We start from the raw sequence: 26,618 nt of genomic DNA, 5'->3' as shown, positions 1-26,618 counted from the left end.
TTAAAATGCAGCGGAGAGCTTCGCGGGAATACTCGCTGCATTTTAAATAATCAAATAATAAAATCTCAAATGAAAAAATATTTCCTGGTTGTTCTCGCCGTTATCGGGATGGCTACTAACATGCATGCACAAACGAAAAAATATCCGTCGCTGAACCATATTGCCTTATATGTGGTGGATTTACAGCGCAGTACTGATTTCTACAGGGATGTAATTCAGCTGGAAGTGATGGATGAGCCGTTCAAAGATGGCCGCCACAGCTGGTTTAAAGTGGGAGCACACAGCCAGCTGCATATTATTTCCGGTGCAGCCAGGGCAACAGAGCATCCGAAAGACACCCACCTGTGTTTCAGCGTGCCTTCCATGCAGGCGTTTATTGCCGTATTACAGCAACACCATATTACCTATGAAGACTGGCCGGGCAAGCCTAATACTATCAATAAGCGGGTAGACGGCGTACAGCAGATCTATTTCCGTGATCCGGACGGCTACTGGATTGAGATTAATGACGATAAATACTAAGCCGCCGTAACAACGGCTATGGCAGCTCTTTGCGGAGCGCAGATGCCTTACCGGCAATTGCTGCGTCGGCAGGAATTTTCTGCAACCATTCCTTCGCTTTGGCAGGTTGCTGCTGTATAGCATACCAGAGCGCTATTTGAAAAGCGGCATCATAGCGGAAGACGGACCCGCCGTTACTTACCTTTTCCAGATCTGGGAGACCCGCCGCATCCCCGTTACGCAGGGAGGCTACCCCGCGGTAAAACCAGGCCGCCTGGTTACTGCTGTCTGCCGCTATATACTGATGCAGCAACGGCAATGTTTTCGTATAGTCATGTTCGTTAAAATACAGCGCAGCAGCCTGTAATAACGAATCCTGATTACTGCCTCTCTCTGCAGACACCTGCATTTCCACCTGGCCGTACAGCGCCAGCAGATCTTTTCCACGATGCTGCCGCGTCAGCACAATTGCCAGCAACACAACGGCGGCAGCAGCAATACCTGTCAGGTATTTTCTGACTGCAGACAGCCTGTTATTCTTTTTGAAGTGAATAGCGCGTTGCTGCGTTAGCTGCCGGCGTAAAGCATCAGCTGCGGCATCAGGCGGCAGGCGCTGTTCCAGTGTAATCTTCAGCAGTTTATATTCTTCCACAGCCGCAGCCAGAGATGGATCCGCAGCCATAGCAGCCGCAAAGCGGGACCGCTCTTCCGGCAACATCTCCCCTTCTGTATAACGGATGATATCATCATTATTGTAAGCAGCCATATCTTATTTTTTCTGAGCCTGTATATAGGATAACAAAGTAGCCATACATTCGGATTTCTTCTTCCGCAGGTAACCGTAAGTAACGCCCATAGCGGCAGCAATCTTTTCCTGCGCCTCTCCTGAAAGACATTGCCGCAGGATCTCCCGGCACTTCTCCCCCAGTCTTCCGAACTGTGCGAGAAATACCGCCGCCTGTTCTTCTTCCCTGATGACCGCTTCAGCGGCCGCAAAAACATCTTCCCCTACATCAGATAAATCATCTGCAGGTTTTGTTACCGGCTGCCGCTCTCTTTTCTTTAATTCGTTCAGCCATTTACGTTTGCAGATGAGCAGAAAAAAAGGTTCAAACGGGCATGTGAGCCGCAGCTGTTTATGCTTTGCCTGATTGTACAGATCCATCAGAGATTCCTGGAAAATATCTGCCGCATCATCTTCCGAGCCCCTGTTCTGCATAATATAATACCTGATTTTTCCGGCATAACGCTCATAAATTTCCTGTACCAGCCGGGTATCATTGCAGAGTAAGCCTTCAAGGTAGCGCTGGTCGGGGTGAATAGTCATCAGGGATGGATTTGCTTGGTCGATAGTAGTATACACCGAAAGTACATCTTTCTGAAAAAAAATAAAGAAAAGGGGGTAACAAAATAAAAAGTGTGTTGATCTATCTGCAGACAAGCAACAATTATTCATCAAAAACAGATTGTATGAAAACGCTTTCCTTTAAAACCATCGCCTTTGTAATAGCCGCAGCAGCTACCTTTTCTTCCTGCAAAAGATCAGACCTCGAACTGCCACCGCCGGATAACAGCGCAGACGGGAAAATGCTCGCCGCCCTCCTGGGAAGCCACGCCGCAAAAACCGAGACCTTTAGCGTGGATGCCGCCACCGGTGGAGTATTGACTACCGCCAAAGGAACAAAATTCAATATCCCCTCCCATATATTTGTCACCTCCGGCGGCGCGCCTGTTACAGGTTCCGTTACTATCAGCATCCGGGAAATCCGGGATGTCAGCTCCATGATTCTGACAGACAAACCCACGACTACCAGCAACGGAGAAATACTGATTTCATACGGCGAATTTTTTGTGCAGGCCCAACAGAATAATCAACCCGTACAGCTGAGAAAAGACAGCAATGACGGCATAAGAGTGGCTGTTCCGGCCAAACCCGCCAACGGCGCCAGAGAAGTGCCCATGTGGAGCGGAGATACCACCATCACTTATACCAGCAACGGCTACAATCATATCAACCAGCCTGTGACCATCACCTCCCAGGTAGCGGCTTTCAAAGGTGTACAATGGAACCAGATCAGCAACAGTTTTGCGCTCTTTAACCCCTCCACCGGCACCATGAATTTCCGGCTGGATAGTCTTATCAGATGGGTAAACTGCGATGCGCTGGCCGGCGACCCCGGTCCTAAAACCACTGTGATGGCTTATTTCACCAATCATTTCAACAACGAAACCGGCGCCAGCTATGGCGGCGAACAGCCCAGCATGTTGTTTTTCAAACCACGCGGCCGCAATACCCTCATCAAATTCTATAATGTCATTATGCAGCCTGCTGCGGGCAAAGAAGGCTTCCACAGTTACCAGACTTCCATCCCTGTAGGATTACAGGGCACCTTCCTCGCCATCAGCGCCGTTAACGGCCAATACTATGCAGAACAGAAAGACGTAACCATTGCAGCCCCCGCTGCCGGCGACAATTACAGCTCCGTTAGTTTCAATCTGCAGCCGGTTGACGCGAATGGACTGCTGGGATTGATTAACAGCATGGATGGGAAATAATTTTAATTGCGAATTACGAATTGCGAATTACGAATGCAGAAGCGAAGAACTAAATGAAGAACTAAGCGAAGAATTAAAGTTATCACCTTTAATCTTCGTTTAGTTCTTCGCTTCTGCATTCGTAATTCGCAATTCGTAATTCGTAATTAATCCCCCTATCTTATTATAACTTTTTTTATATTTATAAGCTATGTATAAAGCCACAACTGTCGCAGTACTCCTCCTGACGCTTCACTTCATCTGTCGTGCGCAGGCGCCACGGCCGCAACCGGTTTTTCCGCCGGATACCGTTCCTGCAGAAATCATTGTGAGTGGCGGGGAAGACAGCCTGCAGCTCAGTGCCGGTCTGCGTCCGCTGAGACAGATTGCCGGCGCACCGGCGGCCTTTTATACTTACTTCTGGGAGTTGGGTGACGGCACCTTCAGCTTCAGTAAAAATCCAGAGCTGCACTATAAAGATACCGGTACCTATCGGGTACGACTATACGCTACCAACAACTATGATGACGGGAAAGCGCCTCCAACCAAACCGCGTCCCATCAAAGTGAAGAAGCCGGTCAGGAACAGTGCATGGGCCTCTCACTTTTTCCGCGGCGCCGGCAATATAGAAATGAAGATCAACCGGAATCCCAGGCCCGGAGAGAATTTTATGCTGCTGATGGGTTACAGGAATGTTACCGGAGATGTCAGCAGCGGATCCCTCCTGTTGTTTTATAACGAGAAACAGTTTGCGAGAGAAGGTTTTAAGCTGGAAGAAAAAAGAAGTTATCACCAGGAGGACAGCAGCTCGCTGCAGGCGGTGCTGACAGCCCTGCAGCAGCCTGATAACCTGTCTGCCCCCCTGCTGGCACGTGGCCCGGCGCCGATGGCTGCCAGCGATGCCGCCAGAACAATGGTGCAGTCACTACAGGCCGCCTACAGCACCCATACCGTGCTGCATTACAGCAATGCTTCCCCCGGCGCCGAACAATTCCTTTTCCTCGAAATGCATACCCTGCCTGAAATGATACAGGACACCAATGCCACCGTTACCATGACGGCCATGCTGGTGCCTGACAATCCGCAGCTGCCTCCTGAAACCTGGCAGTTGGAAATGGCCGTGGTAGCCTCTCATGACCCTAACCGGCTGCAGCTGAAAAAACACCGTATCAACTACCGGCTGATGGGCAGGAAAAAAGAGCTGACTTATAAGGTACAGTTTCAGAATACCGGCAAAGGCCCCGCCAGGCGGGTAGCCATCGGCATTGCCGTGCCCCGCCAGCTGAATACCGCCAGTATTACCCTGAAAGAAATCAGCCCCGCCTGCGTTCACTGCGATTCCGCCTATCAGCAGCAAAGCTGCATAGATACGATTCAGACAAAAGACAGTGTGTATTTTGTTTTCAGGAATATCTACCTGCCGGGGCTGCAGCAGGAAGGAGTTACCGATGAAGACTCTACCAGGGGCTTTGTCAGGTACAGCGTGTTGTTCAAAAAGAAGCCGAAGAAGATCCCTTTCAGCAGCAGCGCCGCCATCATCTTTGACAGGAACGAGCCTGTTTATACCAACCGTGCCGTAGCCCGCTTTATCAAAGGTATTTCTCCTGCTATCATTGCCGGGTATAACTTCTCCCCTAACCGGAATGACTACACGCTGAGGGGCCCTGTACAGTTCGGGGTAGCGCTGGCGCCTTTCTCGCCCGACCGGCCCTTCTTTCAGGCAGAGGCCTATGCAGGGATACTGGAAAAGGAAACCAGTGGTATTACCACCTCGCGGGATAAGCGGGATACCGTTATCGGCAGGCAGCCTTACCTCATCGCAGGGCGAGGCAGCCAGACGACCATCACCCGCAACAGCCTGCAGCTGGTGCCCCTGCATTTCAGGTATAATATCAACAGATGGATTGCGGCAGGCGTCGGCGTGCTGGCACAGGTCAACATCACCACACAAACTACCGTTACCCATACTGCCTATCTGAGTAATCCGCAGCAACCCGCCACCATCGTACAAACGGTGAGCAGCGCACAGGAAGCGCCGGCGCAATGGTTTGGCAGCCTCCATGCCGCGCCTTTCGCAGACCTGCAGGCAGGGCGTGTAAAAGCAGGTCCGGCAATAGGCATACGTTATCTGCGGCAGCTCAGCGGAGAAACCCCCAACCGGTTCTTTGTATATGCTACGTATAAACTGTAATAAATCATAACTTCAGCCTGCTATGGCTGAAGTATGTGCATATATCTCCCTATGTAAAAAATGGTGTCCGGTATGGGTTCTCCTGTTCCTGTTCAGCGGCCGGGGCAACGCACAGCCCACCGACTCTCTGCATCATTACCGCAGCCACAATCAGCTGAGTGCGTGGATTTATGCACAGTTGCAGCAACCGGCAGCATCAGCGGCAGAGAAATCTGTTCTTCTGAACAAAGCTATAACAGCAGCATGGCGGCAGCCGCAAACCGATGAAGAGGTGCAGGCGTGGCAGGATCTGCTGATTAACCACGGCTATACGCTTTTAATGAGCGGCGATATTGTTTCGTCCACGGCAGCCTATCAGCAAGCATTTGAGTGGGCACGGTCACATACCGCCGTTACAGATGAAAGCCTGGTACTGGAATACATCCTCAAACCGCTGGGCAACAATTATACCCGCCTGGGTGATTATGAACAGGCGTTGTTCATCCACCGGAAGGCGCTGGCGCTGGCAGTGAGTCTGGGCGACAAGGCAGCGATGGCCGGCACTTACAGCAACCTGGCCAATACCGCCGGCACAATGGGTCAGCTGGAGCAGGCGCTCCGCTATTGCCGGGAAGGTTTTAAAGCCGCAGCGCCCAACAGCGCAATTTACGGGCTGCTGCTATCCGAAGCTGCGGACGCCGCCTTCCGGCTGCAGCAGCAGGCAACGGCAGCAGATAATATCCGCCGGAGCATCCGTATACTGGAGCGGCAGCCGGCGGGCGACAAAGAAGCTGCTCACTGGCTGTTTATGGCCTATCAGCAGGCAGGCGATATTCATATAGCCGATTCCGTTATCGCCCGGCAATATTATCAGCAGGCATTACAATGCCTGTACCGGCGGCAGGTGAACCGTAAACGGGAGCAGGCCAGACTATACCAGCGCCTGGCGCGTTATTATGTTCAGCTGCAGCAGCCGCAGCAGGCGCTGGCCTGGGCCGACAGCTGCGCCGCCATATTGCTGCCGGGAAAAAAATGGGCAACGCTGACAGAACAGGACATGTACGGGGAATATACCCTGCTCGATATGCTTTTCATGCGCGCAGCAGCCTGCAACCAGCTGCAGCAACGGGATGCAGCCCTGCACGCCTACCGTTTATGTTTTGCCACCGAAAATAAATTACATAGTCAGTACATATCCCATACCTCCAAAGAGCTGGCCGTTTCAGATAGCCGTCAGCGTTATGAATCCGCCATTGCCGCCGCTTACCAGGGATGGATACAAACGCGGCAGGAGCGCTACCGGCACGCCATCCTGGAATTTATGGAAAGCAGCAGGTCGCAGCTGTTATGGGAAGAAATGCAGCGCGGCCGGCAGCAGCATAGCGGTGATACCCTGCTCCGCCGCATCCGGCTGCTGGAACAGGCGCAGGTATATTACCAGAAAGAAGCACTGCAGACCGGCGGTGCAGATAGCCTGCTGCAGGCACGGCAGCAGCGCATAGCCTGGGACCTGGCCACCTTACGTAAAAAATTACCGGCAGCGCAGACAGACACCATGTCTCTTTCCTTTCTGCTGAAATCCCTACCAGACAAGCATATCATCCGGAGTTACTTTACCGGCGCCACCGCATTATATACTGTGGAGGCCGGCCAGCACGGTATCCGTTATGCGGACCGCCAGGAAGTGGTTCCCGGCTGGTATGACAGCATCCGGCATTTCAGGCAGTATTATTTTGAAGAAGGCGATAAAGCGATGGTCAATGCTCCCGGCGCCTATTATGCCGCCGCATACCGGCTGTATACGCAGCTATTCCAGGCACATCCCCTGCCTGCAGGCATTACCTGTATACTGATGCCCGACGGTGTACTGAATACCCTGCCTGCAGAAGCATTGGTAACAAAGCCGGTATGCCCTGCAGCCATTGACAGGTGGCCGTTTGTAGTGAAAGAGGCCACCATTTCCTATGCCTATTCCCTGCGTACCTGGCAGGCACAGCGAACCTCTGCTGCCAGCAGCAAAGGTTTCAGCGGCTTCTTCATTGCCCGGCAGCCCGGCGGCCTGCCCGATCTGCAAGGTGTGGAAGAAGAAAAACGACGCATATCGCCCGCCATCAACAATGGCAGCTGGTATCTCAATGAGCAGGCCACCACCGGCAATTTCCGCCAGGCGCTGTTGCAGTCGGCCGTAGTACATATCAGCACACATGCCTTTCTGAAAGCACAGCAGCAGGATGCGCCGCATATAGCATTGTATGACAAGCCCTTTTACCTGTTTGAGCTGAACGGATTGACCACCCACCCCGCGATGGTAGTACTGAGTGCCTGTGGTACCGGCGACGGACGCCTGGTGAGCGGCGAAGGAGTACAAAGCATGGCCCATGCCTTTATAGCCGCCGGTACGCCGGCAGTAGTAGCCGCCTCGTGGAATGTGAACGATGCCACTACCCCGCAGCTGATGCAGCAGTATTACATCGGGCTGACCACGCAGCCCAATGCCGCCATAGCCCTGCAACGCGCCAAGCTGAACTGGCTGGAGAACCTGGATGTAACGGACATGCATAAACTCCCTTACTACTGGGCAGCCCTGCAATACCAGGGAGATACCCTGGCGCTGCAGCAAGGCATCCGCGAAAAGCAATACCGTGGCCTGTACTGGCTGGCGCTGATTGGCATACTTATCGCGGCAGTACTGGCAGGCAGGATCTTCCTGAAAAAATAACCTTAACACAACCAGCAGCCCTCTTTTTTCGTTATACTCAGTGACCACATACAACGCTTATGTCATTACTACTGAATGTTCCCGTTGCAGAAGAAGCTACGGCCAAAGCCAGAGGAGTGCTGTGGGATACGCATGTGAAGAGCTGGTACCTGCCGGATATCAATTACGACCGGTTAATGGAAGTGGATAGCTGGATAGCAGATAAGGACAATGCCATTATTCTGCCGGATGAAATTATGATAGCGCATACCACCACGTTATGCCGTCATTGCAACCACACCAGCCCGGTGATAGCCATTGGCAGCGACTATTTCTTTGTTAAGGAGATGAATGAACGGGATGAAGCGGTATGGCTGGAACAGGATTTTTTTACGCTCTTCGAGCAGACAGCCACCCTGTCTGATAACCTGCGGTTACTGCTGCAGGAAAACTATCCTCACTATAAACCCGGACACAGCGGCACAGCGTATTGGAGTAACCATTGTACCCATTGCAATAACCCGCTGGATGACAGACTGCTTTTTGAAGAAGCCGGTAGTGCCTTCCATCCGGAAAGCCAGGAGGCAGCTGCTGCTATCAGCCTTAAACTTTTCCAGTTCAAATATGCACCGCGCATCGACGCTGGCTATACCACAGGCCCCTATCTCCGGCTGATTACAGAATTTGCAGCAAGAAATATGAAATGAGCGGTATCTTCATTTTAATTTCATTTTGCAGACAGATATTTGATGTCCCGGTTTATTGCAGTAAAACTATACCTCCGGTTGCGGATAGTGGATGAAAGGTACAGCACAGATAATACTCAAAACAGCCATGAAAATTTTTTCAGGAATTATTGCCGTAAGCGGCTGGTTTGCCCTGACAGCACAGGCATACATCATGTTTACCGGCAACGCGGCGCCCTTGCCGGAGCTGATTATCCGGTTCTTCAGTTATTTCACGATTACCACCAACCTGCTGGTGGCTATATGCAGCACCGTATTATTCCTGGCGCCGGAAACACAGTGGGGGCGCTTCTTTTCGAAACCGGCCACCCTTACCGCCATTACCGTTTATATCACCATCGTCGGGCTGATCTATAATATTATTCTACGGTCCCTATGGAGTCCGCAGGGCTTGCAGTATATCGTTGATGAATTATTGCATACCGTCATTCCTGCCATGTTCATTCTTTACTGGGGGCTGACAGCCGCCAAAACGCCCCTGCCCTGGAACAGCTGCTGGCCCTGGCTGATTTATCCGCTCGCCTATATAGTATGGGTGCTGATCCGCGGCGCATTTTCCGGATTTTATCCTTATCCTTTTATACATGTTGGAACCCTCGGCATGCAGCAAACGCTCATCAATGCAGTGGGTATAGGGGTATTGTTTGCCGTTGTGTCACTGGCTTTCATTGGCATCGGCAGATGGATAAGCGGGAAACGCCTTTCCTGATGCATAAAAGCCGGCCACTACGGCCGGCTCTCCTGTTTTATGATGGCGGTTTTTATTTGATAACAGCAGCCAGCTTCTTCGCCAGCTCTTCTCCCCGCAGGTTTTTGGCAATAATTACTCCGGCGGGATCCAGCAGCAGGTTCTGCGGAACGGCGGTAATACCGTATGATTTAGCCACCGTATTCTTCCAGCCTTTCAGATCGCTCACATGAATCCAGGGCAGCTGATCGTCATTGATAGCTTTTATCCAGGGAGCGCGCTTCTCATCCAGGGAAACGGCAATAATTTCAAAGTTCCTATTCCGGAACTGTTCGTAGGCTTTACGTACATGTGGGTTCTCAGCCCTGCAGGGGCCGCACCAGCTGGCCCAGAAATCAATCAGCACATATTTGCCTTTCAGGGATGCCAGCGACACTTCCTTACCGGTAGTATCCTGTAAGGCGAAAGGCAGTGCCGGCCGCCCTATCCCGGTTTTCTTTGCGGTTTCCAGCTTTGCGGCCATCTCTTTGCCCTGCGCAGAATTTCTGAACCGGGCATCCATCCCGTTGAACAGCGGTTCAAAGGTTTCCGGGTGAATAATGGAACTTCTTTCCACCAGCATATCCCAGCTCACATAGGAAGCAGGATGGGATTTCAGGTAGTTCAGTTTAATATCCCTTATCCTGTTATGGGCAGGTGCCAGCAGACGGCTTACAGAATCCATCTTCGGCATTTGCCCGGCGATGGCGAACTGCTTCAGTTGCGCCATTTGCGGCGCTATTTCTTTCTCAATACCGGCATACATGGATACCAGCTCCAGGTAATCTTTCTGCGCAGTACCTCCTGTAATTTTTGCAGTAGTCAGGTTTTCCGTACCGTTAACCTTCGTAACACCTTTCTCCAGGAAGAAGGTTTGTTCATCTGCCATTAGCATTTTAGCAATGGTAAAAGTACCGTCATCGTCCAGCGCTTTCAGTTTCAGGCTTGCTTTCACAGTGCCTTCGATCATCCCTTTGATTTCAAAAAAGCCATTTCTGGTAACAGCAGAATCGGAAATGTGCATTTTTCCTATCCGGTAGCTCAGCATCACTTTGGTTTCCTGTTTCAGGGCAGTGAGCTGGCCGGTGATGGTAAACGGCGCCTGTTGCGCCTGCGTGGTATTGGTCAGCAGCAGACAGCATACAGCTATCGCTGTTTTAAAAACATGGTAATTTGACATAGTTGTAATTCGCTTTTCTTAGAGAGAAGAGCGAATTGCTTTTTTACTACCGGAATGATCATTTTTTTTGAGACAGCTGTAAACGAAAAAGCTGACCCGCAGGTCAGCCTTTCAGTTACTATAAAACAGATGGGTGGGCCTTGATGTAATGAATACCGGCTGTTATTGCTGCTGCAGCGTTTCCAGTACTCTTTTTCCGTTATTATTCTGAGGATTCAGTAAAATGGATTTCTGGTACATTTTAATGGCTTCCTCCTTACGGTTGTTTTGTAACAGTGCTTCTCCATAGCTGTCATACACATTCCAGCTATCCGGGAAAAGCAGCATATTGAGTCTGAAAATTTCGAGTGCCTCTTTTTTCTTTCCGCGGCTTTGTACTCTGTAAGCCCAATCGTTAAGATCCGTTTCCGATGGCTGAAAGCCGGCATTCGCTTTTTTCAGTTCCTGGTAGACTTCCCATGCATGTTCGTAGCCCCGTTGCCGTAGCTGCATACGCAGCGCCGTAACCGGGTCTGCTGCGGCGATAGCCGGATTATAAAATCCTGCCAGCTCATCGATAAAATCTTCCGGGTAGGAGCCGGCCAGGTTTGTCAGTACAACGATGGCCAGGTCATCATCCGGATAGACAAAGAATGCAGCTCTGCCGCCGCCGGTGGCAGTAACAGCGCGATGTTGCGGACGGGGTCTGGTTACCCATCCCAGCGCCCATTGAGTAGGTTGCCCGTTGTTATAGACGCCTGCCTTCCAGAGGGTATCAAGCGCGGCAGCGGTACGAAACAGTTGCTGTTTTTGCAGGGCAATGATCCACCGGGCCAGGTCTTCTGCCGTACTCTTCATGCCGGAGGCAGTGCGGCGGTACGGGGGGAATTCTTCCACATTGCGTGTCAGCTTCGGTTCCGGCAGCGTTTCACCGTAAAGTCTGCTGATATAGCGATAAGTGGGGATTGCGTCGGGGATAACATCGTAGGAATCACCGAAACAGGTATGCTTCATCCCGGCGGGTTTAAACTGCCGTTCTTCAAATGCTCTGATAAAGGGCATTCCGCTGAACTTATCTATAATCCTTCCCAGCAATACATAGTTGGTCTGGTTATAGCTGAACTGCTCGCCGGTAGTAAATTCCATCGGGGCTGTCATCGTTTCTGCCCAGGCCTCCTGTTCACTTTTATTATAGCCGGGCCTGCTGATGATGTGGAGTATATCCGGTAATCCCGAAACATGCGTCAGCAACTGGCGGATGGTGACTGCCTGCCACTTTTCCGGCAGACTATCCAGATACCGGGAAACAGGCGCCTGTAACGCCACCTTTCCTTCGTCCACCAGCTGCATGATAGCTACGCCGGTAAAAGCCTTGGTACAGGAGTTAATGGAAAACATGCTATGGTTGCTTACCGGTACTGCCTGTTCAATATCTGCCATACCATAGGATCTCAGCAGCACTATTTTACCTTTTTGCACGATGGCTACCTGTAGGCCGGGAATACGGCGCTCCTTCATTTCACGACGCAGAAGGTCGTCTGTGCGGGCAACCTGCCCGTAGCTGATAACAGGGTCAGTTATATTGAATATCATACAGATGGCAAGGATGAAAGTCCGGAATATTGATATTTTCCACATAGCTATCGACATTATCTGGTAAATTAAAGATACAGTGATCGGGGAATAGTTGCTTCCGGGGGATAAATTACGGAAGTGATTACATTAGCGGAAATATTCCGGATGGATATAATTGCAGTAGTTTGGGAAATCGTAAAAATCACTTAAAACAAAATTGATCGAAAACGTGGCAGTCTCTAATAAGAAAATACAAAAAGGTATAGATAAGGATGGTTGTTTTTTTATAGTGGTTCCACCAGAAAACCATGTGCCTGGTTATGTTTATTCCATTGGCCTCTTTCAAAAGTTTAATCATCCGGAAATCATTTGCATTGGACTGGAAGAAGATGACCTGGGAACACTGGTAAACAATGCATGTGAATTAGTAAAGAGAGGACAGACGCTATGTCTGTCAACCAATTATACTGAATTTTTACAAGGTGTCTCTGTTCAATTTCTTCTGGTAGATAAACTGCATTATCCATATTACCTGAATGAGGCTATAGACTTTTACGATAGTAGCGATTATCCGGCTATACAACTGATATGGCCGGATGAGCAAGGACTTTTTCCCTGGGAACCCGAGTATAATTCTGATTATAAGTTCCTGCAACCTCTTCTGGACCGAGATACGGATTTCAGGTTTTTTGAAGAAAGAAATCAGATTGTAGTGACGACCTCTCATGTCTTGGATGGCAAGCCTATTTTATATATCTCTTGTAATAAAGATGGAGTATGGCAATTTCATAGTGAAAAGAAACCTAAAGACAAGGATGCCAGGCTAGTCAGCCTGGAAACGATCACCCAAATTGAACCTCTGGTTAATGAGTTTTATTTTTTGACCCTGGGTCAGAGGGCCTGGCGGGAGTCAGAAGGATCACCGTGGAGCTGGGAGTAATTCATTGTATGTTAATAGAAATAGTCAAAAATGAGTTTATTCTCTCAAATACATGCATATAATAATATTTATACTCCATGAGATACAAAAGCAGAAAGATGCTCTACTTTTATCCAGCAGACCCAATCATAAGATTCATCAGCCCTGTCAACATTTAACCTTCAAAAACAAATATCATGAAACCTGTAATTAAAAAGAAACTGCATCTTTCCGTTATCAAAGTAGCTGCTTTATCTCAACCCAGAGAAAAAAAGGTTTGTTTAACATCTCTTGAGCAAACTACTTGTCCTCGTTGTGATCGTACTGACCTTTGCTAATGATGTTCATTTGATTGGCAGCTCATTTGCAACGTTCAATGTTTATTGAAATCGTAAGTGAGCTGCTACATTGATGCCTACGCATACTTATCATGTTTTGACGCCACTCTTCCTGCCTGCTCCCTGCATACTTCCCCCTTACAAAGTTATCTTGTAATACAAAATACCTGTTTCTCCTGTTTTCTTCTTTAAATTCGGAGCACTAATCAAACCAGCAAACCAAACCATTATGAAAAAGTTGTTCTTATTAGCCTTTCTGCTACCATTACTGGCGGTAGCACAGGAAAAAGGTATGCATTTCGAGCACGGAGCTACCTGGGCCGAAATAAAAGCTAAAGCAAAAGCTGAAAACAAGTACATTTTTGTAGACTGCTTCACCACCTGGTGCGGCCCCTGTAAGTTCATGTCTGCCAATATCTTTCCACAGGAGAAAGTAGGTGCTTTCATGAATGAAAAGTACCTCAATGTAAAGGTACAGATGGACCAGACCGCCAAAGACAATGATGAAGTTAAAAAATGGTACGCCGATGCCAAACAGATTGAGAAAGAATACAGCATCCGCGCGTATCCTACCTTTCTTATCTTCGCTCCGGACGGAAGTATCGTAGACCGGCAGGTGGGTGGCGCAGACGCCGATGAATTCATTGCAAGATGCACCGCATCACTGGATCCCGCACAACAATACTACACTCAGCTGGATAAATACAGGAATGGTCAGAAAGACACAGCTTTCCTGCGCCAGCTGGCATTGCTCGCGTTGAATAAATACGATAAAGACAATGCAGCAGCGGTAGCCAAAGATTATCTCAGCAAGCAAACCAACCTCTATACGCCGGTAAATATTCAATTCGTTGATCAATTCACGCAAAGTTCCAAAGATCCCGGCTTTGACATGTTCCTGCATCATGCCGACAAGGTGAATAAGGTACTGGGCGCCGGTAAAGCGGAAGCCAAAATCATGGAGATAGCCGCTAATGAGGAGATATTCCCTCAATTGATGAAAAAAGATAAAAGTGCACCGGACTGGGCTGCCATCGAAAAAAATGTTAAGGCAAAATACCCATCTGTAGCGGAAGAAGTGATCCTGAAAACCAAAGTACAGTATTATAGTTATATAAAAGATGGTGACAACGCAGTGGCTAACATCGTCGCCTATATGAAAAAGTATGGCCACAATGCCAATCCGCAGACACTCAACGAATACGCCTGGACCATTTTCGAAAAATGTAATGACAAGCAATGCATAGAACAGGCACTGGAATGGAGCAAACGCTCTTTCAAAGAACAGGAGATCCCTGCATTCATGGATACCTACGCTAACCTGCTGTATAAAGCCGGCAAAAAAGCTGATGCCCTTGCATGGGAAGAAAAGGCGATGAACAAAGCAGAAGGTGATGAGAAAAAGAATTATCTGTCTACCCTGGAGAAAATGAAAAAAGGGGAGAAATATTGGGAGTAGTAATCGTAACTGCCGATAGTACATAGATTATTATAACCACGGCCCCACCTGCAGCTATAAGTTTTTGCAGGTGGGGCCGTTGTTATTTACAGAGGCAGAGAATTTTATATAAAGATGATGATCCAAATTATGCTCTCATTCCTTCATAAAAAAACGCTTCGTTCCCCAATACCAGGCTGCGCACGACATTCCATATTTTATTTTTCGTTATCTTCATAAGCACCGGCAAATCTCATGAAAGAAACTTTAACCATATACAAAAAGGACCATGATTATGGCAATGCATCCTGCCTTGTCTCCCTATTCATATTCACCTGTATCATAATGATGATCGTGGCATATTTCTTACCGGAACCGCCGGTACTGAAGATCTTCCTGTATCTTACTCCTGGTCTCTTTGTGCTGTTCATGATCATAAAGGCCGCAGAATTCTATGCCAACAAGAAGGAAAAGGTGAAGGTCTTGTCCATTACACAGGAGGGGCTGCATTATTATCAGCATACTACACCTTTGCGTTGGGATGAGATATCAGAGATAGAAATCATTGATAAGAAGTTATCCGTAACTGTCAAAGGAAAACCTGCTGCTGACTTTTCATTGAATCTGGGCCAGACTACCAATGAATACAAAGTAGACGAACTGGCTAAATTGCTGGGGAGTTACTTTTCCGGGAAAATTTACGTGTATGAAAAAGCTGAGTCCTGTGGTTGCTAAATGATAACTATGAAGCCTTCATTTTCCACTATATTATTACCGGAAGAATACCAGCACTACAAAGAGAATGCCTTGTGGAGGAGGATTGATGCCTATTCTCCTGACAATGAAAATTATGCCATTCCTTTTTCCCGGAAACTGGCTGTAACAGAAGGCTGGACAAGGCGGTTTACCCTGCAGGCCATCCGGGAATACAAACGGTTTGTATATCTATGCTGCCTTTCACGCAACGGCGCATCCCCATCTGTTGTGGTGGATAAAGTATGGCACATGCACCTGTTATATACTGTGGAATACTGGAAAGAATTCTGTCCTGATGTGCTGGGCCGGGAGCTGCATCATTATCCCAATGTTGGAGGTATTGCTGAATATACCAAACATCAGGACTGGTATCTGGAAACACTTAAACTTTATCTGCTGGTTTTTGAAGAAAATCCTCCCTCAGATTGCTGGAGAATACCGGTTGGTATTTTGCCCTATCTATTACCGGATAAGGCAGTTAAGAGAAATTTCGCGAACCGCTATACGTTGAAAAGACGGGTACTGAACCGGCTTTCCGGCATATGGAATTTATTGCGCAGAGACTAGATTTTTATAATTGAGGGAAGAGGTTTACTTCCCGATACAAAACTTACTAAAAATATAATCCAGTCTATCCTCATTCGTCACCTCTCCTGTAATCTCCCCAAGATAATGCAGGCTCCTCCGGATATCCAGCGATAACAAATCTCCGGGCAAACCATTATCCATACCGGCTTTCACTTCTTGCAGCGACTGCAGTACTTCCTGCAGGGCGGCGTGGTGGCGTGCGTTGGTAATGATGGTATCTTCTGTGTTTATATCTCCGGCGATTACTTTGTGAACGAGTTGATCTTTCAGTTCCTGGATGTGGTCATGTTTTTTGGCGGAGAGAAAAAGTATATCGGGGATGCCTTCGAATTTTGCGCGGATGGCGGCTTCGCCGGCGATGTCTGTTTTATTGCCGGCGAGCAGATAATTAATGCCGTCTGCTTCAAAGGCGGCTATTTGATTACGTATATCCGTAGCAGTTAGTTCATTAACATCGAAGAGATAGACAACCACGCCGGCTTCCTTTATCTTCTCCATGGTTTTCTGTACGCCGATGCTTTCGATGGTATCGTTGCTTTCGCGGATCCCGGCGGTATCTATGAGCCGGAACATGATGCCGTCTATATTCAGCACTTCTTCGATGGTGTCGCGGGTGGTGCCGGCGATATCGCTGACGATGGCCCTGTTTTCATTCAGCAGGGTATTCAGCAGGGTAGACTTTCCGGCGTTGGGTTTTCCGACGATGGCAGTGTTCACTCCGTTCTTGATCACATTCCCCATGCGGAAGGATTCTATCAGGTGGCGCAGTACGGTGGTTGCTTCGGTGACAAGCGCATATAAACGCGTTCTGTCGGCAAATTCCACATCCTCCTGGCTGAAGTCCAGTTCCAGCTCTATGAGGGCGGAAAAGGTAATCAGCTGCTCGCGCAGGGCATGCAGTTCACGGGAGAATCCACCGCGCATCTGCTGCATGGCTGTCTGATGTGAGGCGGCGGAGTTGCTGGCTATTAGATCGGCTACGGATTCTGCCTGGGTGAGGTCCAGTTTTCCGTTCAGGAAGGCGCGCTGGGTAAACTCACCGGGTTTGGCGAGCCGGGCTCCGGCCTGTACGGTGGCATCTATAATCTGTTGCTGGATATAGGGAGAGCCGTGGCAGGAAATCTCGATAACATCTTCTCCGGTATAGGAACGGGGGCCTTTATATAAACTGAGTACTACTTCATCGATGACTTTACCACCGGCGGTGAGGGCCCCGAAATGCAGGGTATGGCTGGCCTGCTGGTGCAGGTTTTTAGCAGGGAACAGGCTGTTACTGATGTCATAGGCCTTTGGGCCGCTCAGCCTGATAACGGCGATGGCGCCAATGCCTGGTGCGGTGGCTACGGCCACAATGGTATCATCAAATCCTGTTAGTTTTCCCAGCATACCGGTTTATTTCTGATTATGAAAATGAGAGGCAAAGTTACTGAAAATCAAAAGCCCCGTCTCAATGAAAAATTGAGACGGGGCCGTTGACCAAAAATTTATAATCAGTACTACTCCTGCAGGGTAAAGCGGATCGGGAGGTTGAACTGTACAGAAACCTGGCGACCGTTTTGTTTACCAGCTTTCCATTTAGGCATGGTTCTCACCACGCGTACAGCTTCTTCTTCAAGACCGCCACCTTTTGCAGCGCCTACTGTTTTAACGTCTTTGATGTTACCTTCAGAATCTACCACGAACTGTACGAATACAGTACCGGAGATACCGTTTTCCTGCGCAACGCGTGGGTAACGGATGTTTTTGCTGAGGTATTTTGCCAGTGCTTCCTCACCACCAGGGAAGGTAGGAGGCTGCTCTACGAAGGTGAAGATTTCTTCTTTCGCCGGAGCAGGTGGCGCTTCTACCACACCTGTACCTTTACTGTCTTCCAGCAATCCGGCATCGATACCGTTTGGATCACCTTCTACAGTTTTGGTGCTGATAGATTTGTCCTTAATGTCCTCGTGTTTCGGTGGTTCCTCATCCGGTGGTACTTCGTTATCTTTTTTGATAACCGGAGGAGTAAACTGTACTGACGGTTTTACCGGAGGCGGTGGCGCCGGCGGTGGCGGAGGCGGCGGTGGAGTTTTCGGATCATCCGGCAACTTCACATCCTCCATCTTGATTTCCTGAATTACAGGCTTCTTATCAGTGTCCTTCTGAGAAGCTTTAACGTAATTGGTAATGATATACGTCAGGAAAAATACAAGAAACAAGGATACTGTACCAAGAATGGCGTTACGCACACGCTTGTTGTACTGCTTCCTCAGATCATAAGCCCCATAATCCTTATTCCTGCCGTCAAACAGGATGTCGAGAAAATCGGACTTTAAGATTTTAGCTGAATCCATTGTTAAAGTTTTATACTGGATGCAAAAAATTAATTAATTCCATAAGACTATTTCACACCGTTAGCAGCTTCTGTCTGCTTAATCCAGGTTTTGTCCTGCTCGCTGATATCAACGGTAGCATAACGCTGGATACGGTTAATGGCCATTTCATCAAGGATGTCTACAAAGTTAGCATAAGTAGCATCGTCGTCTGCCTTGATGATAACCACCACGTCTTCAGGAAGACCTTTTGCATTTCTCAGTTTGGACACTTCGTCCCTTTTCTTGATGATCTCATCTCTGATACCTCCTTTGTTGGCAAAAGATGTTGCCTTGAAGAAGTCCGGATTTGCAGATGCATTCGGGTCTTGTGCCAAACCTTCGTAATAATATACCCTGTTGTCTTTACCGAGCAAGATAGTCAGGGCAGTACTTTCCTTTACTTTGTTCTGCTCTTTCTCATTCTCGGTATCTTTTGGCATGATCAAGTCCATTGTCTTGGGCTTGGACATGGTAGTGGTGAGCATGAAGAAGGTAATCAGAAGAAAACCTAAATCCACCATTGGCGTCATATCTACACGGGTCGACTGTTTTTTTGATTTCGTCCCACCGTGTTTCTTCCCGCCACCACTACTACTGGTATCCATTTCTGCCATAGTAGCGAATTTTTTTAGTTATTTAATCAGTGGCCTTCCAGGTCAGGAAGTATGTACCACCGTTTGCTTCTTGATTAGTGCTCTTTCTTGGCACCTGCATTTTCCTCTTCCCATGCTGCAGTTCCCGCAGGCGCTGCTTTCAGGTTGGTAACCAGGTTCAGCTTCTGGATATGTTTCTTTTTGAAAGTATCCAGAATTTCTTTGATCTTAGGATAAGGAGTAGCGTTGTCAGCTTTGATACAGTACTTCAGTTTGTTGAAGTTACCGCCCTGCGCTGCCATACCGTATTCTATCCACGCTGAAAGTTCATTGTTAGCCGAGTCAGTAGGGATGCCTGTGTTCAGGCCTGCCTTCTTACGCTCGTCCTCGCTCATGGACAAGTATCTTTTCAGATCTTTGATCGGCGTACCAATGCTGGCGCCGGTTACAAAGCTCTTCATCTGCTTGTCGTCCAGGCCGAGTTTATACTGCGTGTTCAGATCCTCGATCAGCTTTTTTCTTTTTGGCTGGCCATCCATGCTGAAAAACACTTTACCATCCTTATCTACCGTGAATAATAACACGTCAGAATCAGGTAACAGGGTGGTGTTAATAGAGGATGGGGTAACTACGGTTACCGGTTCATCCGGTTTGAACTTAGTTGCCAGCATAAAGAAAGTTAAGAGCAGAAAAGCCACGTCACACATTGCTGTCATGTCAATCAGCGTGCTTTTCCTGGGCATTTTAACTTTAGGCATCTTTACTTTTTTTATGGTTTACTTTATATAGATTCAAAACCGCTCAGATTCCACAAAATTATTTGTGGTTAGCAGCAAAGCTCTGTGTTAAAGTAAAGCCAGATTCGTCAATAGCGTAAGTGATGCTATCGATATTGGTAGTAAAGTAGTTGTACATGATGATCGCGATAGCGGAAGTACCGATACCCAGAGCGGTGTTGATCAACGCCTCGGAGATACCTAATGCCAGCTGTGCAGAGTCTGGTGCACCACCGGAAGACATCGCGGAGAACGCCTTGATCATACCTAATACAGTACCGAACAGACCGAGCAGGGTTGCTACGGAAGCAATGGTAGACAGGAACACCAGGTTCTTTTCCATCATTGGCAGTTCGAGTGCAGTTGTTTCTTCAATTTCGTTTTTAATGGTCAGGATCTTCTGTTCTGTATCCAGTTCAGAGTTGGTAACCATTTCTTTGTACTTTTTCAGACCAGCTTTCAGTACGTTACCTACTGAACCTTTCTGTTTGTCACACTCAGCCAGTGCTGCGTCAACATTTTTGTTTGCCAGGTGATACTGAACTTTACGAACCAGTTCAGAACCGCTGAATTTACCTTTAGCTTTCGCCAGGTACAGGAAACGCTCAATTACGAAAGTCAGACAGATCAGTAATACGGAGATCAGTACCGGTACCACCAGACCACCTTTGTAAACAGTACCAAACCATTTGCCGATACCAGAATCAATCGGATGTGCTTCTGGGTTATTACCCTGGAAGTTGGCTGGGTTACCTAATACATAAAAGAAAAACAGGAATCCTATCACCAAGCAGATAGGCACAGCCAACGCCGCAAACAGGTTGGACGACTTTTTAGGTTGATGAGAAGAAGCCTTAGCTGTAGCTGCAGTCACAGTTGTTTTAGTCTCAGCCATGTTGATTGAAATTTTAGTGTTAAAAATTAAACTATTGTTTGTTAGAAGTTACGATTTACATTTCACACCGGAATGCCTCTCAGCACTCAATTTACTCTTTCAATTTACTCTTTAATCGGCGATTCGCAAAGTTATAAGGTTGGCCCAAAAAAACAAGTGCAGCTCAAAAAAACCCACAAAAATTAACCTTCACACACAAAAGCCCCACCACAGGGCTTTTTAACCACTCGTTTTTTATTGAGCAAACACTTACATCAAGCAAATAACCAATACCGTTTTTGTCTACTTTTCTCTGTTACTGTCCCAAAAATTGAAAGCGTTGATAATTTTTCAAAGTTGGACGCACAATTTAAGAAAAAATTCAAATGTTCCAACAGAAATCTTACAAATCTGAGAACTAATTTATTCCCGCGCCAGTCAACGCTTTTCACCCCGGCTAATTGCATTTAGCACTCCCGCTGCACATGTTTTATCCACCCGTTTCCCCAAATTCAATACTGTAGCGGAATTCCTTAAACCCCTTTTATCATCTTCTATATAAAAATATTATATACTATAACAATAAATGATTACATAAAAAAGTTGGTGCTGCAACAGTTGTTAAAACGTTTGCACTCCACCGGTACCCCCTCTTTTTTCCATTCTTACTCACATTCACACGCTTATGGATTTTCCCTATAAGTTAATACTTTATGTACTTAATTGCAATCCATTTGCGGAATTCTACTGTCTAAAAAACCAATCATACATATACGATGCACAAAGCACTAAACCGCCAGCTACTGGTCACGCTTGCCGGAGCCTTATGTCTCGGCACTGCCGTATTCCAGCCGGCCAATGCACAGAGAAAGAAAAAAAATGCAGCTCCTCCTCCTTCAACTACTCCAGTGAAGGACTCCACCGGCAAACCACCTATGATTAAACCAGGTCCGAAACCTGCTGTCAAATCCTTCGGAGAAGTCATCACCGAGAAAGCAGTGGCTGATTCCGGCATGTTCAACGTGTACAAACAGGATGACCGCTACTTCTTCGAAATAGCTGATTCCCTGCTCGGAAGAGATATACTCGTGGTAAACCGCCTCTCTAAATCCGCAGCCGGACTGCGTTTCCAGATGATGGGCTTCAGCGGTGATATCATCAACGAAAATGTGATCCGCTTCGAAAAAGGACCTAACAACCGCATCTTCCTGAAAAATATCTCCTATACAGATATCTCCAAAGATTCTACACAGCCCATGTTTACCGCTGTGATGAACTCGAACCTGCAACCCATCGTGGCAGCCTTCGATATCAAAGCATTCTCCAAAAACAGCCATGGCTCCGTCATCGATCTGACAGATTATATCTCCGGAGATAACGACATCCTGTTTTTCGACGGCAACATGAAAGGCGCCCTCAAACTCGGCGGCGCACAACCGGATAAATCCTACATCTCCGATGTAAGATCCTATCCGATGAACACAGAAATCAAAACCGTTAAAACATATACCAAAAGCGGCGGCTCCCCTATGCCAGGCATGCCTCCCGCTCCGGGCGGATTCGCTACCGTTGAACTTAACAGTTCCATGGTACTGCTCCCTGCTGTTCCGATGCAGCCACGCTACTATGATCCGCGCGTAGGCTTCTTCACAACTGGTCTGACCGACTTCGACGCAGATCCGCAAGGTGTGAAAAAACTCCAGATGATTACCCGCTGGCGCCTGGAGCCTAAACCGGAAGATATGGAGAAATATAAGCGCGGTGAACTCGTGGAACCCGCGAAACCCATCATATTCTACATAGATCCCGCCACCCCCGCCAAATGGCGTAAATACCTGATCCTTGGCGTAAACGACTGGCAGGCAGCCTTCGAAGAAGCAGGCTTCAAAAATGCTGTCATCGCCAGAATGGCGCCTACGAAAGCAGAAGACTCTACCTGGTCTATTGAAGACGCACGCTTCTCCGCTATCGTATACAAACCATCTGAAGTGCCCAATGCAAGCGGCCCGCACGTACATGATCCCCGCTCCGGTGAAATCATCGAAAGCCATATCAACTGGTATCATAACGTAATGCGCCTCCTCCGCAACTGGTACTTCATTCAGGCATCACCAAACGATCCGCGCGCCCGTAACGTACAGTTCAACGATGAACTCATGGGTGACCTCATCCGTTTCGTATCCTCCCATGAGGTAGGCCATACCCTTGGCCTCCGCCATAACTTCGGCTCCAGCTCCGCCTACCCGGTTGAGAAACTGCGCGATAAGGAATGGGTGAAGAAAAACGGTCATGCTGCCTCTATTATGGACTATGCCCGCTTTAACTATGTGGCGCAGCCAGGCGATGGTATCGTTGGCGCTGACCTCTATCCGCGTATCAACTACTACGATAAATGGGCTATCCAGTGGGGTTACAAACTCATCCCCGAAGCAAAAACCGCTGCTGATGAAAAATCCATCCTGAACAAATGGACCCTGGAAAAGGCAAAAGATAAAAAATACTGGTTCGGTACAGAAAGCAATCCGGATGATCCCCGTTCACAAAACGAAGACCTGGGCGATAACGCCATGAAAGCAGGCGCTTACGGTATCAAGAACCTCCAGTACATCATGCCTAACCTCCTGAACTGGACTAAAACCGAAAACGAAAGCTACACCAACCTGGCCGAACTCTACAAGGAACTGACCGGTCAGTTCTCCCGTTACATGGGACATGCCGCCAAAAACATCGGTGGTGTCTATGAAACACCTAAAACCGTAGAACAGGCCGGCGGTATCTATGAATATGTACCGAAAGCTACCCAGAAGGAAGCCGTTCAGTTCCTGAACCAGCAGCTGTTCTCCACCCCTAAGTGGCTTATTAACCAGGATTACCTGAGCCGCATCGGTGGTAACGCCCTGTCGCTGATCAGCAGCGTACAGTTACCTACGCTGAGCAGGATCATGTCTGTAAATACAATCAATAAGCTAAACGTTGCGGAAGCCGCTATTGGCAATGCAGCGTATCAGCCGCTTGAACTGCTGAATGACCTGAAGAAGAGCATCTTCTCTGAAATTGTGACACATCAGCCGGTAGACGCTTACCGCAGAAACCTGCAACGCGAGTACGTGGACAACCTGATCCGTCTGATCACGCCGCCTGCGGCCCCTTCCATGATGGGTGGCGGAGCGCCGGATCCATCCAGATCTGATGCAGCCGGTATCGGTCGTGCCCAGCTGATCAGCCTGAGAACAGAGCTGCGCACTGCCGCCAGTGCTGATGCGATGACCCGGAATCATATTCAGGACCTCATTGCACGTATTTCCAAAGCGCTGGATCCTAAGTAACGGATAAGCATATACGAAATATATAAATCCCTTCTTCTTAACGGAGAAGGGATTTTTTTGTTCCGGGGGCTAATATTTCGAATTGTGCATTATTGTATTAAATTGCTTAATATAGCTCCACAATTTTAAATCCAGCCTCAAAAGTGAAAGAGCGTACCAATAAAATAACGATCTACGATATTGCGCAAAAACTGAACCTGTCTGCCTCCACGGTATCAAGGGCGTTGCAGAACAACCCGCTGATCAATGAGGAAACCCGGGAGAAAATTCACCAGACAGCGGCAGATATGGGCTATGTCCCTAACTGGATAGCTTCCAGCCTGCGTAAAAAGCGTTCCAATATCATCGGACTGATTGTTCCGCGTACATCCATGTACTTTCAGAGTACCGCTATCAGTGGTATTCAGCACGAGGCCCACAAATATGGCTTCAGCATCGTCATCGGCCAGTCGGATGAAACCGTGGCCATGGAAAAGGAACTGGCGCACACCTTCTACTCCCTGCGCGTAGATGGCCTGCTGGCAGTAGCTTCCATGTTCACCACCAACTTCGATCACTTCAGTCCTTTTATCAAGAATAATATTCCGCTCGTATTCTATGACCGCGTACCGGTCGATTTTCCCGGATATACTATTACGGGAGATGATTTCCGCGGAGGATACCTGGCAACGGAACACCTGATAAAACAGGGCTGCAAACGCATTGCGCATTTTTCCGGACTACTCACCTGTAACCTTTATCAGCAAAGACTTTCAGGGTATAAAGAAGCATTGGCTAAATATAAAATTCCGTATGATGAACAACTGGTGTATATCCATAACCTTACCATGGACGCCGCCAGCCAGGCCGCACGGGAGTTGTTTGATAAAGGGAATCTGCCGGATGGGCTGTTTACTGCCAACGACAGCTCTGCGGTAGCCTTCATCCAGGAAGCACGTAAACGCAACATAGCCATCCCGGAACAGATAAAGGTGGTAGGCTATTCCAATGACCTGTCTTCCCGTATTATCTCTCCATCGCTTACTACGATTGAACAATCGGGTTATAATATGGGTCAGAAAGCGGTGGAAACTATTGTTCAACTTATCAACCAGGAGGAAGGCGTGAAGGTGACCAAAAATTTTGTGTTCCCGGTAGAGCTTATCCAGCGCGAATCTTCCGGGAAATAAAATCCTGGTAATAATCGCCATCGTACATACGTTTATCAATAACCTGCAACTTTATGAAGTACCGTTTCTATGCAAGTCTGCTGATACTGGCAGCCGGCATATCTTCCTGTAGCAGCCATATTTATGTGCCGAATACAGTGAATGTTCCCTTGCTGAAAGAAAGAAATGAGTTTAAGGCCAGTATATCGCCGACCAATCTGCAAACAGCCTTTGCCCTGACGGACAATATCGCTATCATGGCTAACGGACAGTATGTTTATCCTCTCGTCAGATGGGTTGAGGACGAGCGTACCAGCACGAGGAATAATATATTTGTAGATGATAATACCCGTGGAGGCATAATAGAGGGCGCCGTTGGTTTCTTCAAACCCCTGGACCCGAAGAAAAGAATGGTATTTGATGTCTATGCCGGTGGTGGTGCAGGCAGCTTCAGAACCTTTACCCGTAAATCAGACAGGGACGGTACTGTTCCGCTGGAGAACTACAGATTAAAAAATCAGTTTTCGAAATTTTTCATTCAGCCCAGCATAGGTTTCGCGCATCCCGTTGTGGAAGCAGCTTTCAGCAGCCGTTTCACGCTGCTGAATTTCTACAATCCCTATATGGGCCCTAAGGCTTTTGAAAACAATGAAAGCGCGAAAGCCGATTTTCTCAAAACTTCCGGTAATCCCATCTTTACCTATGATCCCGCATTTACTTTCCGCGTAGGATATAAGTATGTAAAGTTTCAGATGCAGTTGATGTGCTCTGTACCACTCAATAACAATTATGATTTCGGCGATTATCAATTCAATGATTACCTGCAGCCCTTTTCCCTTACAATGGGCGCTTCGGTAAATATTGCACGCTGGTATGATAACTTCAGAAAGAAACGATAAATAAAAAGTCCGGGGTAACACCCGGATTTTTTTTATAACATCAGTGGATATATTCAGCAATTTCACGGAGATGAAGATCATCTGATAAAGCATTCCTTTCCATAGCCCACGGAAAACCTTACTACCCTTCCTTTACTTGGATTCAGTATCTGGTAAGTAATATCAGCAGCTAGTGTTATGCAGCCAGCCCATAAATCAATACCGGGAATTATAACTTTTCACCCGGATGATTTTTCTGCAAGATTCATTAAATAAAAAAGCCTTAGTGCTTTTACACTAAGGCTCTTTTAAATAAATATGGCAGCTACGCATGATAGTGCAGTACCATCGGCCATGAGAGGCTTAACTTCTCTGTCCGGAATGGGAAGACCGGCATAACCACCATAAGATCTTGCCTTTGCTGTTATCTGCTGTGATTCCAGCTATGGATAAATAATATCAGGAGTTACAATTATTATCAGGATGATTTTCTGTAAGATTGACTAAATAAAAAAGCCT

At 47.9% G+C, this 26,618-nt stretch carries 22 protein-coding genes; 13 read left to right on the top strand and 9 right to left on the bottom strand.

The annotated features are described in order from the left end of the window. Window positions 1-69: 69 nt before the first annotated feature. On the top strand, window positions 70-522 hold the full coding sequence (locus GWG06_RS10995) for a VOC family protein (protein WP_160713279.1): 453 nt from the start codon (window positions 70-72) through the stop codon (window positions 520-522). Window positions 523-538: 16 nt separating this feature from the next. Here GWG06_RS10995 and GWG06_RS10990 read toward each other — a convergent pair whose 3' ends face one another. Next, window positions 539-1,267 (bottom strand): anti-sigma factor family protein, encoded by a 729-nt coding sequence (locus tag GWG06_RS10990; RefSeq protein ID WP_160713277.1) that lies wholly within the window; start codon window positions 1,265-1,267, stop codon window positions 539-541. A 3-nt stretch (window positions 1,268-1,270) separates the two neighbouring features. Beyond that, window positions 1,271-1,828 (bottom strand): RNA polymerase sigma factor, encoded by a 558-nt coding sequence (locus GWG06_RS10985; RefSeq protein ID WP_127041217.1) that lies wholly within the window; start codon window positions 1,826-1,828, stop codon window positions 1,271-1,273. Between the two features lie 143 nt (window positions 1,829-1,971). On the opposite strand from GWG06_RS10985, the gene GWG06_RS10980 reads away from it, so the two are divergent. From GWG06_RS10980 to GWG06_RS10960, 5 genes are all read left to right on the top strand, one after another. Then, window positions 1,972-3,057: a hypothetical protein gene (locus tag GWG06_RS10980; protein WP_160713275.1), complete on the top strand. Its 1,086-nt coding sequence runs from the start codon at window positions 1,972-1,974 to the stop codon at window positions 3,055-3,057. Between the two features lie 190 nt (window positions 3,058-3,247). Beyond that, on the top strand, window positions 3,248-5,227 hold the full coding sequence (locus tag GWG06_RS10975) for a PKD domain-containing protein (protein ID WP_160713273.1): 1,980 nt from the start codon (window positions 3,248-3,250) through the stop codon (window positions 5,225-5,227). A gap of 22 nt (window positions 5,228-5,249) precedes the next feature. Beyond that, window positions 5,250-7,925, top strand: coding sequence for a CHAT domain-containing protein (locus tag GWG06_RS10970; RefSeq protein WP_160713271.1), 2,676 nt, complete (start codon window positions 5,250-5,252; stop codon window positions 7,923-7,925). Between the two features lie 59 nt (window positions 7,926-7,984). Next, complete coding sequence (locus GWG06_RS10965; RefSeq protein WP_160713269.1) at window positions 7,985-8,611, top strand: DUF5710 domain-containing protein; 627 nt, start codon at window positions 7,985-7,987, stop codon at window positions 8,609-8,611. Between the two features lie 127 nt (window positions 8,612-8,738). Next, window positions 8,739-9,359, top strand: coding sequence for a Pr6Pr family membrane protein (locus GWG06_RS10960; RefSeq protein ID WP_160713267.1), 621 nt, complete (start codon window positions 8,739-8,741; stop codon window positions 9,357-9,359). A 52-nt stretch (window positions 9,360-9,411) separates the two neighbouring features. On the opposite strand, the gene GWG06_RS10955 is transcribed toward GWG06_RS10960, so the two are convergent. Both GWG06_RS10955 and GWG06_RS10950 read right to left on the bottom strand, forming a co-directional pair. Beyond that, window positions 9,412-10,557: a TlpA disulfide reductase family protein gene (locus GWG06_RS10955; protein WP_160713265.1), complete on the bottom strand. Its 1,146-nt coding sequence runs from the start codon at window positions 10,555-10,557 to the stop codon at window positions 9,412-9,414. Window positions 10,558-10,719: 162 nt separating this feature from the next. Next, complete coding sequence (locus tag GWG06_RS10950) at window positions 10,720-12,174, bottom strand: serine hydrolase (protein ID WP_160713263.1); 1,455 nt, start codon at window positions 12,172-12,174, stop codon at window positions 10,720-10,722. 166 nt (window positions 12,175-12,340) lie between these two features. Between GWG06_RS10950 and GWG06_RS10945 the strand changes: the two genes are divergently transcribed. The 4 genes from GWG06_RS10945 (at window position 12,341) to GWG06_RS10930 (ending at window position 16,129) form a co-directional block, all read left to right on the top strand. Then, window positions 12,341-13,051, top strand: a complete 711-nt coding sequence (locus tag GWG06_RS10945; RefSeq protein WP_160713261.1) for a DUF4262 domain-containing protein — start codon at window positions 12,341-12,343, stop codon at window positions 13,049-13,051. 546 nt (window positions 13,052-13,597) lie between these two features. Then, a complete protein-coding gene (locus tag GWG06_RS10940; RefSeq protein ID WP_160713259.1) occupies window positions 13,598-14,827 on the top strand; it encodes a thioredoxin family protein in 1,230 nt (409 codons plus the stop codon). Window positions 14,828-15,160: 333 nt separating this feature from the next. After that, a complete protein-coding gene (locus tag GWG06_RS10935) occupies window positions 15,161-15,541 on the top strand; it encodes a hypothetical protein (protein WP_160713257.1) in 381 nt (126 codons plus the stop codon). Window positions 15,542-15,550: 9 nt separating this feature from the next. Further along, a complete protein-coding gene (locus GWG06_RS10930) occupies window positions 15,551-16,129 on the top strand; it encodes a glycine-rich domain-containing protein (RefSeq protein ID WP_160713255.1) in 579 nt (192 codons plus the stop codon). Window positions 16,130-16,153: 24 nt separating this feature from the next. Here GWG06_RS10930 and mnmE read toward each other — a convergent pair whose 3' ends face one another. The 5 genes from mnmE to GWG06_RS10905 form a co-directional block, all read right to left on the bottom strand. Further along, window positions 16,154-17,536 (bottom strand): tRNA uridine-5-carboxymethylaminomethyl(34) synthesis GTPase MnmE, encoded by a 1,383-nt coding sequence (gene mnmE, locus GWG06_RS10925; RefSeq protein WP_160713253.1) that lies wholly within the window; start codon window positions 17,534-17,536, stop codon window positions 16,154-16,156. Between the two features lie 110 nt (window positions 17,537-17,646). After that, window positions 17,647-18,483, bottom strand: coding sequence for an energy transducer TonB (locus GWG06_RS10920; RefSeq protein WP_127038759.1), 837 nt, complete (start codon window positions 18,481-18,483; stop codon window positions 17,647-17,649). Between the two features lie 47 nt (window positions 18,484-18,530). Beyond that, entirely contained in the window at window positions 18,531-19,118 is a 588-nt protein-coding gene (locus tag GWG06_RS10915; protein ID WP_127038756.1) for an ExbD/TolR family protein, read from the bottom strand. 74 nt (window positions 19,119-19,192) lie between these two features. After that, window positions 19,193-19,855: an ExbD/TolR family protein gene (locus GWG06_RS10910; protein ID WP_127038753.1), complete on the bottom strand. Its 663-nt coding sequence runs from the start codon at window positions 19,853-19,855 to the stop codon at window positions 19,193-19,195. A 58-nt stretch (window positions 19,856-19,913) separates the two neighbouring features. Beyond that, the gene (locus tag GWG06_RS10905) at window positions 19,914-20,768 is read right to left on the bottom strand and encodes a MotA/TolQ/ExbB proton channel family protein (protein ID WP_127038750.1); all 855 of its coding nucleotides are present in this window, start codon (window positions 20,766-20,768) and stop codon (window positions 19,914-19,916) included. Window positions 20,769-21,523: 755 nt separating this feature from the next. On the opposite strand from GWG06_RS10905, the gene GWG06_RS10900 reads away from it, so the two are divergent. From GWG06_RS10900 to GWG06_RS10890, 3 genes are all read left to right on the top strand, one after another. Further along, window positions 21,524-24,073: a zinc-dependent metalloprotease gene (locus GWG06_RS10900; protein ID WP_160713251.1), complete on the top strand. Its 2,550-nt coding sequence runs from the start codon at window positions 21,524-21,526 to the stop codon at window positions 24,071-24,073. A 143-nt stretch (window positions 24,074-24,216) separates the two neighbouring features. Then, on the top strand, window positions 24,217-25,242 hold the full coding sequence (locus tag GWG06_RS10895; RefSeq protein ID WP_127038744.1) for a LacI family DNA-binding transcriptional regulator: 1,026 nt from the start codon (window positions 24,217-24,219) through the stop codon (window positions 25,240-25,242). Between the two features lie 53 nt (window positions 25,243-25,295). Next, window positions 25,296-26,120 (top strand): hypothetical protein, encoded by an 825-nt coding sequence (locus GWG06_RS10890; RefSeq protein ID WP_160713249.1) that lies wholly within the window; start codon window positions 25,296-25,298, stop codon window positions 26,118-26,120. Window positions 26,121-26,618: the final 498 nt, after the last annotated feature.

This window comes from Chitinophaga solisilvae (assembly GCF_009928525.1).
Classification (GTDB): domain Bacteria; phylum Bacteroidota; class Bacteroidia; order Chitinophagales; family Chitinophagaceae; genus Chitinophaga; species Chitinophaga solisilvae.
The sequence above is the reverse complement of the archived record's forward strand: the minus strand, read 5'-3'. Positions and strand labels throughout refer to the sequence as shown.